Origin of the sequence: Nocardioides zhouii, from assembly GCF_004137345.1 — a bacterium.
Lineage (GTDB): Bacteria > Actinomycetota > Actinomycetes > Propionibacteriales > Nocardioidaceae > Nocardioides > Nocardioides zhouii.
Window position 1 is genome coordinate 182,180 of the sequence record NZ_SDWV01000002.1, and the last position, 14,015, is coordinate 196,194.

At 71.5% G+C, this 14,015-nt stretch carries 18 protein-coding genes; 6 read left to right on the forward strand and 12 right to left on the reverse strand.

Annotation, left to right across the window (positions count from 1 at the left end; translation table 11 throughout):
* The first annotated feature begins 82 nt into the window (after positions 1–82).
* Positions 83–1,327: a DUF5667 domain-containing protein gene (locus EUA94_RS02630; protein WP_129424397.1), complete on the forward strand. Its 1,245-nt coding sequence runs from the start codon at positions 83–85 to the stop codon at positions 1,325–1,327.
* Positions 1,328–1,349: 22 nt separating this feature from the next.
* On the opposite strand, the gene EUA94_RS02635 is transcribed toward EUA94_RS02630, so the two are convergent.
* From EUA94_RS02635 to EUA94_RS02655, 5 genes are all read right to left on the reverse strand, one after another.
* Positions 1,350–2,537, reverse strand: coding sequence for a lysophospholipid acyltransferase family protein (locus tag EUA94_RS02635; protein WP_242494634.1), 1,188 nt, complete (start codon positions 2,535–2,537; stop codon positions 1,350–1,352).
* Positions 2,530–3,507, reverse strand: a complete 978-nt coding sequence (locus tag EUA94_RS02640) for an NAD-dependent epimerase/dehydratase family protein (protein ID WP_129424399.1) — start codon at positions 3,505–3,507, stop codon at positions 2,530–2,532. The genes EUA94_RS02635 and EUA94_RS02640 overlap by 8 nt, the downstream gene beginning before the upstream one ends.
* A gap of 11 nt (positions 3,508–3,518) precedes the next feature.
* Positions 3,519–3,620, reverse strand: coding sequence for a 30S ribosomal protein bS22 (locus tag EUA94_RS02645; RefSeq protein ID WP_008356322.1), 102 nt, complete (start codon positions 3,618–3,620; stop codon positions 3,519–3,521).
* 109 nt (positions 3,621–3,729) lie between these two features.
* Positions 3,730–3,936 (reverse strand): helix-turn-helix domain-containing protein, encoded by a 207-nt coding sequence (locus EUA94_RS02650; protein WP_129424401.1) that lies wholly within the window; start codon positions 3,934–3,936, stop codon positions 3,730–3,732.
* A gap of 190 nt (positions 3,937–4,126) precedes the next feature.
* Positions 4,127–5,308, reverse strand: a complete 1,182-nt coding sequence (locus EUA94_RS02655; protein WP_129424403.1) for an acetoin utilization protein AcuC — start codon at positions 5,306–5,308, stop codon at positions 4,127–4,129.
* A gap of 118 nt (positions 5,309–5,426) precedes the next feature.
* Here EUA94_RS02655 and EUA94_RS02660 point away from each other — a divergent pair, with 118 nt between their 5' ends.
* Genes EUA94_RS02660 through EUA94_RS02675 form a run of 4 tightly spaced genes read left to right on the forward strand, consistent with a single transcriptional unit; the run spans position 5,427 to position 7,429 of the window.
* Positions 5,427–5,858, forward strand: a complete 432-nt coding sequence (locus EUA94_RS02660) for a hypothetical protein (RefSeq protein ID WP_129424405.1) — start codon at positions 5,427–5,429, stop codon at positions 5,856–5,858.
* A complete protein-coding gene (locus EUA94_RS02665) occupies positions 5,849–6,268 on the forward strand; it encodes a thiol-disulfide oxidoreductase DCC family protein (RefSeq protein WP_129424407.1) in 420 nt (139 codons plus the stop codon). The genes EUA94_RS02660 and EUA94_RS02665 overlap by 10 nt, the downstream gene beginning before the upstream one ends.
* Positions 6,265–6,750 carry a hypothetical protein gene (locus tag EUA94_RS02670; protein WP_129424409.1) on the forward strand — a complete coding sequence of 162 codons (486 nt, stop codon included), beginning with the start codon at positions 6,265–6,267 and terminating at the stop codon, positions 6,748–6,750. Before EUA94_RS02665 ends, EUA94_RS02670 begins: the two co-directional genes overlap by 4 nt.
* A 10-nt stretch (positions 6,751–6,760) precedes the next feature.
* Positions 6,761–7,429 carry a TetR/AcrR family transcriptional regulator gene (locus tag EUA94_RS02675; protein WP_242494635.1) on the forward strand — a complete coding sequence of 223 codons (669 nt, stop codon included), beginning with the start codon at positions 6,761–6,763 and terminating at the stop codon, positions 7,427–7,429.
* A 4-nt stretch (positions 7,430–7,433) separates the two neighbouring features.
* On the opposite strand, the gene EUA94_RS02680 is transcribed toward EUA94_RS02675, so the two are convergent.
* Genes EUA94_RS02680 through EUA94_RS02690 form a run of 3 tightly spaced genes read right to left on the reverse strand, consistent with a single transcriptional unit; the run spans position 7,434 to position 10,391 of the window.
* Entirely contained in the window at positions 7,434–8,579 is a 1,146-nt protein-coding gene (locus EUA94_RS02680) for a Kelch repeat-containing protein (protein WP_129424412.1), read from the reverse strand.
* 34 nt (positions 8,580–8,613) lie between these two features.
* On the reverse strand, positions 8,614–9,414 hold the full coding sequence (gene proC, locus EUA94_RS02685) for a pyrroline-5-carboxylate reductase (RefSeq protein ID WP_129424414.1): 801 nt from the start codon (positions 9,412–9,414) through the stop codon (positions 8,614–8,616).
* A gap of 41 nt (positions 9,415–9,455) precedes the next feature.
* Entirely contained in the window at positions 9,456–10,391 is a 936-nt protein-coding gene (locus tag EUA94_RS02690; RefSeq protein ID WP_242494636.1) for a proline dehydrogenase family protein, read from the reverse strand.
* Between the two features lie 83 nt (positions 10,392–10,474).
* Between EUA94_RS02690 and EUA94_RS02695 the strand changes: the two genes are divergently transcribed.
* Positions 10,475–10,852, forward strand: a complete 378-nt coding sequence (locus tag EUA94_RS02695) for a hypothetical protein (protein ID WP_129424416.1) — start codon at positions 10,475–10,477, stop codon at positions 10,850–10,852.
* A gap of 12 nt (positions 10,853–10,864) precedes the next feature.
* Here the strand turns inward: EUA94_RS02695 and EUA94_RS02700 are convergent, their stop codons facing one another.
* The 4 genes from EUA94_RS02700 to EUA94_RS02715 form a co-directional block, all read right to left on the reverse strand.
* The gene (locus tag EUA94_RS02700) at positions 10,865–11,602 is read right to left on the reverse strand and encodes an ABC transporter permease (RefSeq protein ID WP_129424418.1); all 738 of its coding nucleotides are present in this window, start codon (positions 11,600–11,602) and stop codon (positions 10,865–10,867) included.
* Positions 11,599–12,330, reverse strand: a complete 732-nt coding sequence (locus EUA94_RS02705; RefSeq protein ID WP_129424420.1) for an ABC transporter ATP-binding protein — start codon at positions 12,328–12,330, stop codon at positions 11,599–11,601. The genes EUA94_RS02700 and EUA94_RS02705 overlap by 4 nt, the downstream gene beginning before the upstream one ends.
* Positions 12,331–12,608: 278 nt before the next feature.
* Positions 12,609–13,202 (reverse strand): TetR/AcrR family transcriptional regulator, encoded by a 594-nt coding sequence (locus EUA94_RS02710; protein WP_129424422.1) that lies wholly within the window; start codon positions 13,200–13,202, stop codon positions 12,609–12,611.
* A 7-nt stretch (positions 13,203–13,209) separates the two neighbouring features.
* Entirely contained in the window at positions 13,210–14,013 is an 804-nt protein-coding gene (locus EUA94_RS02715) for a sugar phosphate isomerase/epimerase family protein (protein ID WP_129424424.1), read from the reverse strand.
* Positions 14,014–14,015: the final 2 nt, after the last annotated feature.

The window sequence follows — 14,015 nt, forward strand, 5'->3', positions numbered from 1 at the left end:
TGACCTCACCCGTAACCCGCGCCCCATCCCGTTCGTTCGTCTGTGTGGGAGCAACCACCAGCTGCGAGACAGGAAGGGCGCGATGACATCCGCCTTCTCGGTACGACGACGTGCCGACGAGTTCGAGGCACTCCTCTCCCGAGGCCTGGACGCCCCCCTCTCCGACCGGGAGGCTGCGCAGTTCGCCGCCCTGGTCGCCGTGGTCGCCGACCTCCGGACCGTTCCCCGCGTCACGCCGCGGGCCGAGTTCGTCAGCTCGTTGCGCGAGAGCCTGATGGCCGAGGCCGACACCGTCCTGCTGCGCCAGCCCGCTGCGCCGCAGCGCCTCGCCATGCCGGCCACCACGCGGCCCCGCGACCGTCGCGTCGCCACCCTGCTGGGCGGCGCCGCCCTCATCGGCGCAACCGCCACGATGGCCGTCGCCGCGCAGACGTCGCTGCCGGGCGAGTCCCTCTACGGCGTCAAGCGCGGCATCGAGTCCGCACAGGTCCAGCTCGCGGGCGACGACGCCGCGCGCGGACGTACGCTCCTCGCCCAGGCCAGCACCCGGCTCACCGAGCTCGAGGAGCTCTCGGCCGGCGACGGCACCGTGCAGCTGATCCCCGACACCCTCGACACCTTCACCGAGCAGTCGGGCGACGGCGTACGCAGCCTGCTGACGTCCTACAGCGCGACCGGCTCCGACGCCGACGTCCAGGTGGCCCGCGAGTTCACCTCGGCCAGCATGGACCGCCTCGAGGCGCTGCAGGGCGAGCTGCCGGCGAGTGCCAGCGACGAGCTCCTCGCGGCCGGGCGCACGCTGACCGACCTCGACACCGAGATCAGCACCGCGTGCGGCCTGTGTCCCGGCGAGCTGACCTCCACCCCCGACTTCGTGCTCAGCAGCGCACCGACAGACCTGCTCACGGGTCTCGACAGCGACGAGCTCACCCTCGAGGCCGCACCGGTCTCTGGCCAGGACGTCTCCGGCATCACCATCCCCAAGGCGCTCCAGTCGCCCGAGGCGCTGCTGCCCGAGCAGACGGTGAGCCCGACGGTGAGCCCGACGTCGCCGGTGAGGACGCCGGAGCTCGTCGTGCCCGAGACCACGAAGCCCGACCCGACGAAGAACGACCCGACCAAGCCGGTCGAGGGCGTCGTCGACGGCGTCACCGGCACCACCGGGGACCTGGCCAACCAGCTCAACGGCGTGACCGGCGGGGCGCTCGGTGGGCTCACCGGCGCGGTCGACGACGCCACGGGCGGACTGATCGGCGAGGTGACCGGGACCGCCGACGGCCTCACCGGTGGCGTGCTCGGCAACGCGACCGGCGGCCTGCTGCCCTGACCTCCACCCCGGGTCGGGCCTGCTAGCTGAAGACGCCGTCGCGCTCGCGCAGCAGGTCGAAGAGGGTGTGCTGGATGGTTTCGCGCACCTGGTCGGTGACGTTGAAGACCAGCATCGGGTCCTCGGCCTCGCCCGCGTCGTAGGAGTCGGTGCGGATCGGCTCACCGAACTCCAGGATCCACTTCGACGGCAGCGGCACCATGCCCAGCGGCCCGAGCCACGGGAAGAACGGCGTGATCGGGATGTAGGGAACGCCGAGCAGTCGAGCCAGTGACGGGACGTTGCCGACCAGGGGATAGATCTCCTCCGCACCCACCACGGAGAGCGGGATGATCGGTACGCCGGTGCGCAGCGCCGCGGACACGAACCCGCCGCGGCCGAACCGCTGCAGCTTGTAGCGCTCGCTGAACGGCTTGCCGATCCCCTTGAAGCCCTCGGGCCAGACCCCGACCAGCTCGCCGCCGGACAGCATCCGCTCGGCGTCCTCGACGCAGGCGAGGGTGGCGCCACCCTTGCGGGCCAGGGAGCTGATGATGGGCATCTTGAAGACGAGGTCCGCGCCGAGCGGGCGCAGGGAGCGGTGGGCCTTGTCGTGGACGGCCAGCATGGTCATCAGCCCGTCGAGCGGCACGGTGCCGGAGTGGTTGGACACCACCAGCGCCCCACCCTCGGCCGGGATGTTCTCCAGGCCGCGCACCTCGAGCCGGAACCACTTCTCCGCGACCGGCCGCAGCGCCGCCATGAAGAAGCGCTCGGTGAGCTCGCGGTCGAAGCCGTAGTCGTCGACCTCGTAGTCGCCCTCGAGCCGCCGGCGTACGAACGCCATCAGCTCGGCGGCGCGGCGCTCCCAGTCGTCGCCGAAGACCTCGAGCGCGGCACCCTGCAGCGCCGCGAGCCAGTCGCCGACGGGGATCCCGGTCCTCGGGGTGGGCTCGTGGAGGGACGCAGCGGCCGGCTGCTCCTGCGGCGGCGCCTCGGTCTGTACGGCGGGCTTTGCGGCCGCGCGCTTCTTCGGCGCGGGCTTGGGCTTGGCGGCAGCGGCCGCAGCGGGCCGCGGCCGGGCTGCTGCCGGCTTGCGGGCAGCCGACGACAGGTTGCGGGCGGCCGACGACGGCCGGGCACTGCCCGTCCCGCGACCGGGACGGCCTCCGGTGCCGATCGGGATGACGACCGCGTCCTCCCCCGAACCTCGCTGGGCTTCTTCAGGCACGACCGGCTCCTTCCCTCACGTCGGGTGCGACCGCACGGATGAAGTCGGAGAACGCCTCAGCCGTGGTGAAGGCCGGCTCGAAGCCGAGGTCGGTGCGCATCCGGGTGGTGTCCACCCCTCGACCGTAGGTCAGGAAGCCCAGCTGCTCGGGCGAGAAGTCCGACACCCGGGCCTGGCGCATCGTCGCGCCAAGGCGGCCGACCGCGAACCGCGGCATCGCGACCGAGGGCGTGCCGAGCCGGCGTACGGCCTGGGCCAGGGTCAGCAGCCCGTCGCCGGCGACGTTGAAGGTGCCGGGGACCGCGTGCGTGGCGGCGTGGCGGAGCACCCGCATCAGGTCGTCCTCGTGGAGGAACTGCAGGCGCGGGTCGAAGCCCAGCACGCGCGGGATGACCGGCAGGCGGAAGTAGTTGGTCAGCGGGCTCGAGACGTGGGGACCGATGACGTTGGCCGCGCGGATCATGGTGACGTCGACGTCGGGGCGACGGCGGGCGAAGCCGCGGACGTAGCCCTCGATCTCGAAGACGTCCTTGGCGTAGCCGGAGGACGGCAGGCGCTTGGGCCCCATGTCCTCGGTGAACATCGCCGGGTCGCGCGGGCTCGAGCCGTAGACCGTGGTGGTCGACTTCACCACGAGGCGGTCGACGGTCGTCGACTTCTGGCACGCAGCGAGGAGCTGCATGGAGCCGATGACGTTGAGCTCCTTCATCGTCCCCCGCCCGCCGGCCGAGCCGGGGGTGGCGATCACGCTCATGTGGACGACGGTGTCGACGTCCTCCTTGGCGAGGACCTTGGCGATGACCGGATTGCGGATGTCAGCGCGGACGAAGGAGACGTCGCCGATGTCGCCGCGCGGCGGGACGACGTCCACACCGATCACTCGATCGATGGACGGGTCGCCGGCCGCGGCGCGCGCAAAGCGTCGCCCTATGTCCCGGGAGATCCCGGTGACCAGCACGACCCGCCCCATGGTCGAGGGTGTTACTTGCCGAGCTTGCGGCGCTGGACGCGCGTCTTCTTGAGCAGCTTGCGGTGCTTCTTCTTGGCCATGCGCTTGCGCCGCTTCTTGATGACAGAACCCACAGTGGATCAGACCTTCCTTTTCGGCCGACGCTCGTCGGCCGGACCCCGCACACCCTACTTGTCAGGGGTGGGGACCGAGGAATCGGTCGCCCCGGTGGTCGCGGAGCGCTCAGCCCGCGTTGTAGAAGCTCTTGCGCAGGTACTCGTTGACGTCGTCCTCGGTGACCCGGAACGAGCGGCCGACGCGGACTGCGGGCAGCTCTCCGCCGTGAACCAGCCGGTAGACGGTCATCTTCGAGACGCGCATCTTGGACGCGACCTCGGCGATCGTCAGGAACCGGGCCTCGGACATGTCTCCAGGGGTGTTCTCAGCCATGGTGGTGCACCGATCCTTCTGCGCGGAACGGCGCCGGCTTCCCCACCGGCGTCACAGGCGTGCCGCTTTCGACTGAGGTTAGGGCTCGCGTGACGGGTGGGGAAGAGGAATGCCAAAGAAACTTGTGGGACTGGCGGCGTGGCGTGTTGAATCTTTACCTTTTCCCGCTCATCCCCACGCTCCCTGAGCGTCAGGGAAGCGGGTCCAGGCCGTGCAGCGGGAAGACCTCCATGCGGGTCGCGTGGATCGCCCGGTCCAGCCACGAGTCCGGGTCGTAGCCGTCGGCCCAGTCGCGGAACGCGGGCGTACGCCCGTCGGTCATCCGGTGCGGAGCGGTCGCGCCCAGCACCTCCTCGACGTACGCCCGCCACGCCGGCGGGGTCTCGAGCGTGGGTTCGAGCGGGCGGCCCGACGCGATGGCGAGCAGGTGCGCCCAGGCGCGCGGCACGACGTCGATGATCGAGTAGCCGCCACCGCCGGTGACGACCCACTTGCCGCCGGAGACCTCGTGGGCCAGCTCGTGGAGCGCGAGGTAGGCCGCGCGCTGGCCGTCGACGCTGAGCATCATGTGGGCGAGCGGGTCGTTCATGTGGGAGTCGCAGCCGTGCTGGGTGACCAGCACCTCCGGTCGGAACTCGCGCAGCAGCGGGGGTACGACGGCGTGGAACGCGCGCAGCCAGCCCGCGTCCGACGTGCCGGGCGGGAGCGCGACGTTGGCCGCCGTCCCCTCGGCGTTCTCGCCGCCGGTGTCGGTGGCGAAGCCGGTGCCGGGGAAGAGCATCTGGCCGGTCTCGTGCAGCGAGATCGTCAGCACCCGCGGGTCGTCCCAGAAGATCGACTCCACCCCGTCGCCGTGGTGGACGTCGATGTCGACGTACGCCACCCGCTCGGCGCCGTCGGCCAGCAGCTGCTTGATGCCGATGGCGACGTCGTTGTAGATGCAGAACCCGCTCGCGCGGTCGGGCATCGCGTGGTGCAGGCCGCCGGCGATGTTGACCGAGTGCAGCGACTCGCCGCTCCAGACCTGGCGGAAGGCCTCGAGGCTCGCGCCGACCACGTGCGCGCTGGCGAGGTGCATGTCGGGGAAGACCGGGTCGTCGTCGGTGCCGAGCCCGCGGGCGTGGTCCTCGTGGCCCGGCGTCGTGCCGGCCTTGGTGACCGCGTCGATCAACCCCTGCTCGTGGACGGTCGCGATCTGCGCGTCCGTGGCCATCGGGGCGTCGACGCGCTTGAGCCCGTCGAGGACGCCGAGCTCCTCGGCCAGTCGCATCGTCAGGTCGACACGGACCGGGGACATCGGGTGCGTGGGCCCGAAGTTGTAGTCGGTGAGCGTCGAGTCGAAGACGACAGACGTGGGACCGGCGCACTCCATGTGGCGGACGTTACCCCCGCGCTCCGGTCGATCCATCTAGCGGACATAGTTGAACACGTTCAAATCTGTGCTACGTTCAGCGCGCCAGAGTTTTGAACACGTTCAAAGGAGTTCCACCGTGGACTGGACCGCGACGTCGTACCTCACCTACCTCGCCATCACCGTGCCCCTCACGATCTGGGTCGCGACCACCCTCTCGAGCAACGGCCGCGTCTTTCTCGAGGACGTGTTCGGCGACAACGCCGCCCTCGCGGACGCGATCAACAAGCTCCTCGTCGTCGGCTTCTACCTGCTCAACGTGGGCTTCGTGCTGCTCTACCTCCGGACCGGCGAGCTGGTCGTCGACCTGCCCAGCCTGATGGAGGTCGTCAGCCTCAAGGTCGGCGTCGTGATGGTGGTGCTCGGTCTCATCCACTTCACGAACGTCTACGTCTTCAACTCGATCCGACGCCGGGTCCGGATGGAGAGCCTGCGCACCCCGCCGCTGGCGCCGCAGTGGGACCACGGCCCGGTCGCCCCTGCTACGACGGGTGACGTCCCGTGCGACTGACGGTGCTCTACGACGACGCGTGCCCGCTGTGCCGCGCGTTCAGCTCGTGGCTGGGTCGCCAGCCCCTGCTGGTCGACCTCGACCTGGTACCGGCCGGGTCGACCGCAGCACGACGACGCTTCCCATCGCTCGACCCCGAGCGCACGCTCGAGGAGGTGACCGTGGTCAGCGACGCGGGCGCCGTGTGGACGGAGGGCCACGCCTGGGTGATGTGCCTCTGGGCGACGGCCCCCCACCGGGCGCTCGCCGAGTCGCTGGCCAGGCCCTCGCGGCTGCCGCTGGCAAAGGGGGCGGCCTACCTCGCGGCGGGCCTCCGCGGCGCGACGTCGAGCCTGCCCCGGCGGCCCAGGACGTACGAGCCCTGCACCGACGCCTGCTGCACTCCGACGACCCCGGAGGCGACGCCATGAACCCGGACTACCGACCGGACTTCCGCTGGATCCTCACGGGGCCGCTGATCGGCGCGCTGTCGGGCACCGCGGTGGCCTTCGAGGTCCTGATGGTCGTCCTCACCGTCGACGGACCGGTGCCGTCCGTGGGCCACGTGCTGGCCGGCGCCGTTCCCGTCCTCCTGCTGGCCGTCGTCTTCGGTGGTCTCGTCGGCGCCGGCGTCGGGCTCCTGGCAGGCCTGCCCCTGGTGTTCCTCGTCGGTCGCCACGTGTCCGCACTAGAGGCGCGGCGCCGCGCCTTCGCCCTGGGCGTCCTGCTCCCCCCGCTGGCGATGGTCGCCGCGTTCTCGGTGCTCACGGGAGAGCCGCCGGGTCTCCCGAGCCACCTGCCCCGGGGCGAGGAGTGGCTCGAGCTGGTGTGGCTCCCGGCGGCGTCGCTGCTCGGTGGCCCCCTGGCCGCCCGGGCAGCGACCCGGACCATGCCCCGCCCCGATGTCTCCTAGGGTGGCGTCCGTGCCCACGAAGCGATCCGGCAAGGCCGAGCAGACCCGCTCCGGCATCGTGGACGCTGCGCTGTCACTGTTCCGCAGCGGCGGCTACGACGCCACCACGATGCGCGCGATCGCGGACGAGGCCGGGGTGTCCCTCGGCAGCGCGTACTACTACTTCTCCGGCAAGGAGGAGCTGGTCCAGGCGTTCTACGACCAGCTCCAGGTCGAGCACGCGGCGGCTGCCGAGTCGGCGTACGACCGGCCGGCGTTCGCCGACCGGCTGCACGGGGTGATGGCCTCGTTCCTCGACGTGGCCGAGCCGTTCCACGACTTCGGCGGCCAGTTCTTCCGCAACGCCGCCGACCCGCGATCGCCCCTCTCGCCCTTCTCGGCCGAGTCGGGGCCCGCCCGCGAGGCCAGCACGGAGCTGATGCGTCGCGCCGTCGAGGGCTCGGACCTCAAGGTCGCGCCCGGCCTGCGTCAGGAGCTGCCCGAGCTGCTGTGGCTGCTGCACATGGGCGTCGTGCTCTTCTGGGTGTACGACGACAGCCCTGGGCAGCGGCGTACGCGCACGCTCGTGGCCGGACTGGTCCCGATCGTCGACCGCTCCGTACGACTCACGCGGCTGCCGCTGGTGCGCGGGCTCGTCGACGACGGCCTCGGGCTGGTCCGCCAGCTGCGGGGGACCTGAGGACTCACCGGGTGGGCGGGGTCCAGAGCCAGGCCTCGGGTCGGCCCGGCGACTCGAACCCCGCCGCTTCGTCCACGCCGCCGACGACGAAGAGCCGGTCGTCGGCCCACGTGGCACCCAGGTTGTGGTCGAGGTCGGAATCCGGTCGTCCGACACGGAGCCACGTGCCGGTCGCGGTGTCGAGGAACTGCCCGTAGCTGACGATGCGGGTGCCGGCGTCGGCGGAGACCAGCCAGTCGTCGGACTGCCAGTCGCGGGCCGGGACGTCGAGCGGCTGCCAGTCACCGGTGACCGGGTCGAGCGTGCCGGCGAACGGGTAGGCCCGGTCCCAGCCGTTGACCTCTCCGCCGTCCACCTCTCCGGGCTCGACCCCGACCAGGCGGGTCCCGTCCCAGTGGCTGAGCCAGCCGACCTGTCCGGTGACGAAGCGCCGCCAGCCGCCAGTCCCGTCGGGGACATCGACCTGGGTGAGCGTGGGCTCGTCGGGCGCAGCGTCGTGGTAGCGGGACCCGGAGAGGACCGGCCCCGCCGGCGTGACGAAGAGCTGGGCGTCCTGCAGCGGACGCGGCGGCGCGTACGACGCCTCCACGCGGACGTCGTCCGTCGCGGGGTCCCAGCTCAGGATGCGGTGGTCCGCCAGTGCCCAGAGGCGGCCACCACTCTCGGAGAGCTGTCCCTCGAACCCGGCGGGAGGCGTCAGGGTCGACCAGGTGTCGCCGGCGACGTCGTAGCCCTGCCACGTCCCGTTCTTCGTCCCGCGTACGACGAGCACCGCGCCGACCAGCGCGGAGTCCCAGTCGCTGCCCCAGCTGTTCCACAGTCCGACTGGGGCAGGCTCCAGCGATCGCCACGACCGCGTTGCCGGGTCGTACGCGGCTCCGTCGGACGCCAGGTCCGTCGGGGTCATGCAGTCCGCGTTGGGCGGGCAGACATAGCCGGTGTTGCCGCCCACCACGATGACCTCGGAGCCCGTCCAGGCCACGACCGGGTCTGTGCGCGGGGACAGCGGGAAGCTCTCAACCCGCTCCCAACGGGCAGCGTTCGTGGCGGCCGCGCCCTCCTCGCCCGATCGCGGCCCCGGCGCCGTACCGCAGGAGGTGAGGGCGAGCAGCACCGTGCCCGCCACGAGGGCACGCGCGCATCGGCTCATGTCAGGTGGACGCCCGCGCGGCCGGCCAGGTTCCTCAGATGCCCTCGGCCAGCTCGCGGGACCGGTTGCGCGCGGCCTCCATCGCGGCGAGGAATGCCGCGCGGACCTTGTGGATCTCGAGCTCGCGCAGCGCTGAGGCGGTGGTGCCACCGGGCGAGGTGACCTGCTCGCGCAGCACGACGGGGTGGGTGCCGGTCTCGCGGAGCATGGCGGCCGAGCCGACAAGCGTCTGCACCACCAGCTCGGTGGCTGTGGCGCGCGGCAGGCCGAGGTGCACGCCGGCCTCGATCATCGACTCGACGACGAAGAAGATGTAGGCCGGGCCGGAGCCGGAGATCGCGGTGACCGCGTCCATCTGCTTCTCGGGGATGCGCAGCACCTTGCCCGTCGAAGCCATCAGCGACTCGACCTCGGCGAGGTGGGCCTCGTCGCAGTGCGACCCCGGGGAGATGGCCGCCATGCCCTCGTCGACCAGGGCGGGGGTGTTGGGCATGACCCGTACGACGGCGACGCCCTCGGGCACGCGCGACTCGATGAATGCGGTCGTGATGCCGGCGGCCAGCGAGACCAGCAGCTGGCCGGGTCGCAGGTCGGGAGCGATCTCGTCGAGCACGTCGCCCATGTCCTGCGGCTTGACCACGAGTGCCACGGTGTCGGCCTTCGCTGCGGCCTCGCGGTTGGAGACGACAGCCACGCCGTAGCGCTCCTCCAGCTCACGGGCTCGTTCGGCGCGCTTCTCGCCGACCATCAGCTGGTCGACGCGGCGCCCGGCGCGTACGAGTCCGGACAGCAGGGTCTCCCCCATCACGCCGGCGCCGATGATCGCTGTGCTCATGGCCGCAATCTACTGCGTGGCGCGGGGAGGCTCCGGTCTTGCTACTTCTTCGAGACCAGCGAGCGCGCGAAGAACGCGAGGTTCTGGGGCTTCTCGGCCAGGCGGCGCATGAGGTAGCCGTACCACTCGGTGCCGTAGGGGATGTAGACGCGCACCGTCTCGCCGGCCGTCGCGAGGCGCTTCTGCTCGTCGGGGCGGATGCCGTAGAGCATCTGGAACTCGTAGGTGCCGGCCCGACGGCCGAAGCGGCTCGCGAGCGACGAGGCGATATGGATCATCCGCGGGTCGTGGGTGGCGATCATCGGGTAGCCCTGTCCGGCCAGCAGCACCTTGAGGCAGCGGACATAGGACTTGTCGATGTCGAGCTTCTCCTGGAAGGCGACCGCCTCCGGCTCCATGTACGCGCCCTTGCAGAGCCGCACGCGCGAGCCCTCGTACGCGAGTGCCCGGCAGTCGGCCTCGGTGCGGTGCAGCATCGCCTGCAGCACGGCGCCGGTCTCGGGGAAGTCCTTGCGCAGCTCGCGCAGGATCGAGAGCGTCGAGTCGGTGGTGGTGTGGTCCTCCATGTCGAGGGTGACCGTGGTGCCGGCGTTGCGGGCCGCGCGGCAGATGTCGCGGGCGTTCTCCAGCGCGACCTTGTGGCCGCTGTCGGGCAGGAACTGGCCGATCGCGCTGAGCTTGACCGAGACCTCCGCGTGCGCGGCGAGGCCCTTGGACGCGAGGTCCGCGAGGACGTCTTTGTAGGCCGCGACCGTGGCCTCGGCCTGCGCGGCGTCGGTGGTGTCCTCGCCGAGGTAGTCGAGCGTCACCCGCAGGCCGTGGTCGACGAGCGTCGACGTGGCGCGTACGGCGTCCGCGGTCTTCTCACCGGGGACGTAGCTGGTGACGATGCCGCTCGACACGGGCATGGTCGAGACGAGCTTCTTGACGCCCTGGCTGCGGGCGAGGAGCAGGATCGGCTGGCGGAGCAACGACATGGAGCGAAGGCTACGCCGATCCCCACCGAACTTTCACACCTCCTCCACCCCTTCCGACGGGGTGCGGACCTAGCGTCGGGGGCATGACCTTCCAGACCTCGACGACCCAGCGCTACGTCCTCGCACTGGGCGTCTCGATCGGCACCGTCCTCTTCCTGCTGCTCGGCATCGGAGCGCTCGGCATCGTCGGTGACGGCGACCGTGACTGGCTCTACCTCGCGGCGCCGGTCGTCAGCCTGGCCGTGGCGGTCGCGACCCGGTTCCGGCCCACCGGGATGGCAACGGCGCTCGCGGCGTCGGCCGTGACGACGCTCGTCGCGGGAGCGGTGGCGCTCGTGCTCGTCGCCCTCGACGAGGCGAGCGCGTCGGTGCTCGACGTGGTGATGCTGACCGGGCTGTACGCCGCCCTCTTCGCGGTCGCGGCGTGGCTCTTCACGCGGGTCGGCACGGTCCGGGCCTAGCCTGGACCGGGCTCAAGGAGTCCGCCGCCTGAGCGTCGCGGCGCCCAGCGCGAGCGCGGCCAGCGCGAAGCCGGCCACGACCGCGACAGAGCGCCACACCTCGACCTGGTCGGCGCGGCCGACGAGCTCCTGCATCGCGTCGACGGCGTACGACAGCGGCAGGACGTTGCTGATCGCCTCGAGCACGCCGGGCATCGCGTCCCGCGGGACGAAGAGGCCGCACAGCAGGATCTGCGGGAGGACGAACGCCGGCATGAACTGGACCGCCTGGAACTCCGTGGTCGCGAACGCGCTCACCAGAAGGCCGAGAGCCGTGCCGAGGACGGCGTCGACGACGGCAACGAGCCCGAGCAGCCAGACCGGTCCGTTGACGTCGAGGCCGAGCAGCCCGACGCTCACCCCGACCGCCAGCGCCGCCTGCACGGCGGCGAGCAGGCCGAAGGCGAGGGCGTAGCCGAGCAGGAAGTCGAGCTTGCCCATCGGCATCGTCAGCAGCCGCTCGAGGGTGCCGCTGCTGCGCTCGCGCAGGGTGGTCACGCTCGTGACGAGGAACATCACGATGAAGGGGAACATCGCCAGCAGCGCCGGCCCGAAGCGGTCGAACATCCCTCCGGGCAGATCGTCGAACATCCACCACAGCAGGCTGATCAGGACACACGGGACGACCAGCAGCATCGCGAGGGTGCGGTGGTCGCGGCGGACCTGGGTCAGCACGCGGCCGGCGACGGCAAGGGTGATGCGGGCGTTCATGCTGCGTCCCCCTCTCCGCTCGGCTGGGTCTCGACGAGGTGCAGGAAGGCCTGCTCGATGTCGGTGGCCCCGGTCCGCTCGCGGATCTCGTCGGGCGAGCCGTCGGCGATGATGCGGCCCTCGCGCATGAGGAGGAGCCGGTGGCAGCGCTCGGCCTCGTCCATCACGTGGCTCGACACGAGCACCGCCGCGCCGGCGTCGGCGATCCGGTGGAACAGCTCCCACAGGTCGCGACGCAGCACCGGGTCGAGGCCGACGGTCGGCTCGTCGAGCACCAGGAGGTCAGGCTTGCCGAGCAGCGCGACGGCGAGGCTGACCCGGCTGCGCTGCCCTCCGGAGAGCCGGGCGACCACCTGGTCGCGGTGGCTCGCGAGGTCGACCGACGCGATCGCCTCGTCGGCCTGCGCGGGCTCGACGCCGAGCACCCGGGCGAAGAACCTCAGGTTCTCCGCCACGGTGAGGTCGTCGTACACACTCGCAGCCTGGGTGACGTAGCCGATCCGCGTACGCAGCGGCGCGCTGCCGGCCGGCTCCCCCAGCACCTCGACGGTCCCCGACCGCACCTGCTGCGCACCGACGAGGCACCGCATCAGCGTGGTCTTGCCGCACCCGCTCGGCCCGAGCAGCCCCGTCACGCCCGCCGGCACGTCCAGCGAGATCCCCGGCAGCACCTCCCGCGACCCGCGTACGACGACGAGGTCACGCACCTCCACGACGTTTTTCATCATGTGTTGAATTGTGCTCGCGGGAGGTGCTTCCGTCAACCCTCCGCCGAGCGGTGGTCCACCCACATTTCCTGGTCGCCGAACGTGGGTGGACCACCTCCCACGAGCGTGTCCCCTCTGGCGCGCCGACCAGCGGTGACGCAGCCACATTCCGCAACAGGCGAATGTGGGTGGACCACCGCTCGGGGGAACGGCCGGGCTGAGCGTACGAGCGGTGGGCGAGGAGGATTCCGGGCGTGGGGAATCCCCCTCACGCACCGCCCAGCAAGGCGTACGCCGGGCTACGGCAGGTCGCCGGTGAGGTAGTGCTGGAGGACCGGGCCGACCCGGGCGACGAGGTCTTCGGCGGGCATCTGCGCGAGGGGCGGGACCGCGATGACGTAGCGCGCGACGATCAGCCCGATCATCTGGCTGGCGACGAGCGGGACCCGGACCTCGGGGCGGTCGCGGACGAGGGAGGCGAGCACCGGGCCGACCACGACCGGGATGAAGCCGTCGCGCACAAGGCCCGCGCTGTCGTCGGCCATCAGCGAGCGGACGAGGGCGAGCAGGCCGGGCTGGATCGCGGGGTCGTCCCACACCGAGAGGAACGTCCGCAGCAGCCGTTCGCCGGCGCCGTCCGGGCCGGCGGCGACCACCGGGGCGAGGATCTCGCGCGGGTCGACGGGGATCTCGAGCGCGGCGACGAAGAGGTCGTCCTTGGTGCCGAAGTAGTGGTGCACCAGCGCGGGGTCGACGCCGGCGGCGGACGCGACGGCGCGGATCGTCGTACCCCGGAAACCCTTCTCGGCGAACGACGCCCGCGCGGCGGCGAGCACCTCGGCCCGGGTGTCCGGTGCGCCAGGGCGCCGGCCCCGCGACGCGCGGGCGGTCACCGGATGCTCACGGGGTCGTCACGCCGAGGTGCGTACGGGCAAACGCGAGCGACTCGGCCAGGTCGGCCTCGCGCTCGGTGCGGTCGGCGCAGCGCCGGGTGTTGATCTCCAGCACCACGTGGCCGGCGAACCCGGTGCCGACGAGGTGGTGCAGGAACTCCTCGGCCCGCATCACGCCGCGACCCGGCACGAGGTGCTCGTCCTTCGCCGATCCGGAGCCGTCGGTCAGGTGGATGTGGCGCAGCGAGTCGCCCATCCGCTCGGCCATCTCGATCACGTCGCTGCGCGCGATCGCGGCGTGCGACAGGTCGATCGTGGTGTGGGCGTAGTCCTCGGTGCTCGGGTCCCAGCCCGGCAGGTACATCTCCATCCCGCGGCGCGACGAGGCCCGCCACGGATACATGTTCTCCACCGCGAAGGCGATGCCCGTACGCGCCTCCAGCGACGCGATGCCCTCGACGAAGCCGGCGGCGTAGTCCTTCTGCCACCGGAACGGCGGGTGTACGACGACCACGTCGGCGCCGACCGCCTCGGCCATCTCCGCCGACCGCTCGAGCTTGCCCCAGGGGTCTGTGCCCCACACGCGCTGGGTGAAGAGGAGGCACGGAGCGTGGACCGCGCAGATCGGCACCTGGTGGTGGTCGCTGAGCTTCTTGACCGCGTCGACCTGCTGGCTGAGCGCGTCGATGCCGACCATCACCTCTACGGCGTCATAGCCCAGCGACGCGGCCCAGCCGAAGGCATGGGCCGTCGACTCCGGGTAGACCGAGGCGGTGGAGAGGCCGATCAGCGGGCCCTTGGATGAGGCCATGG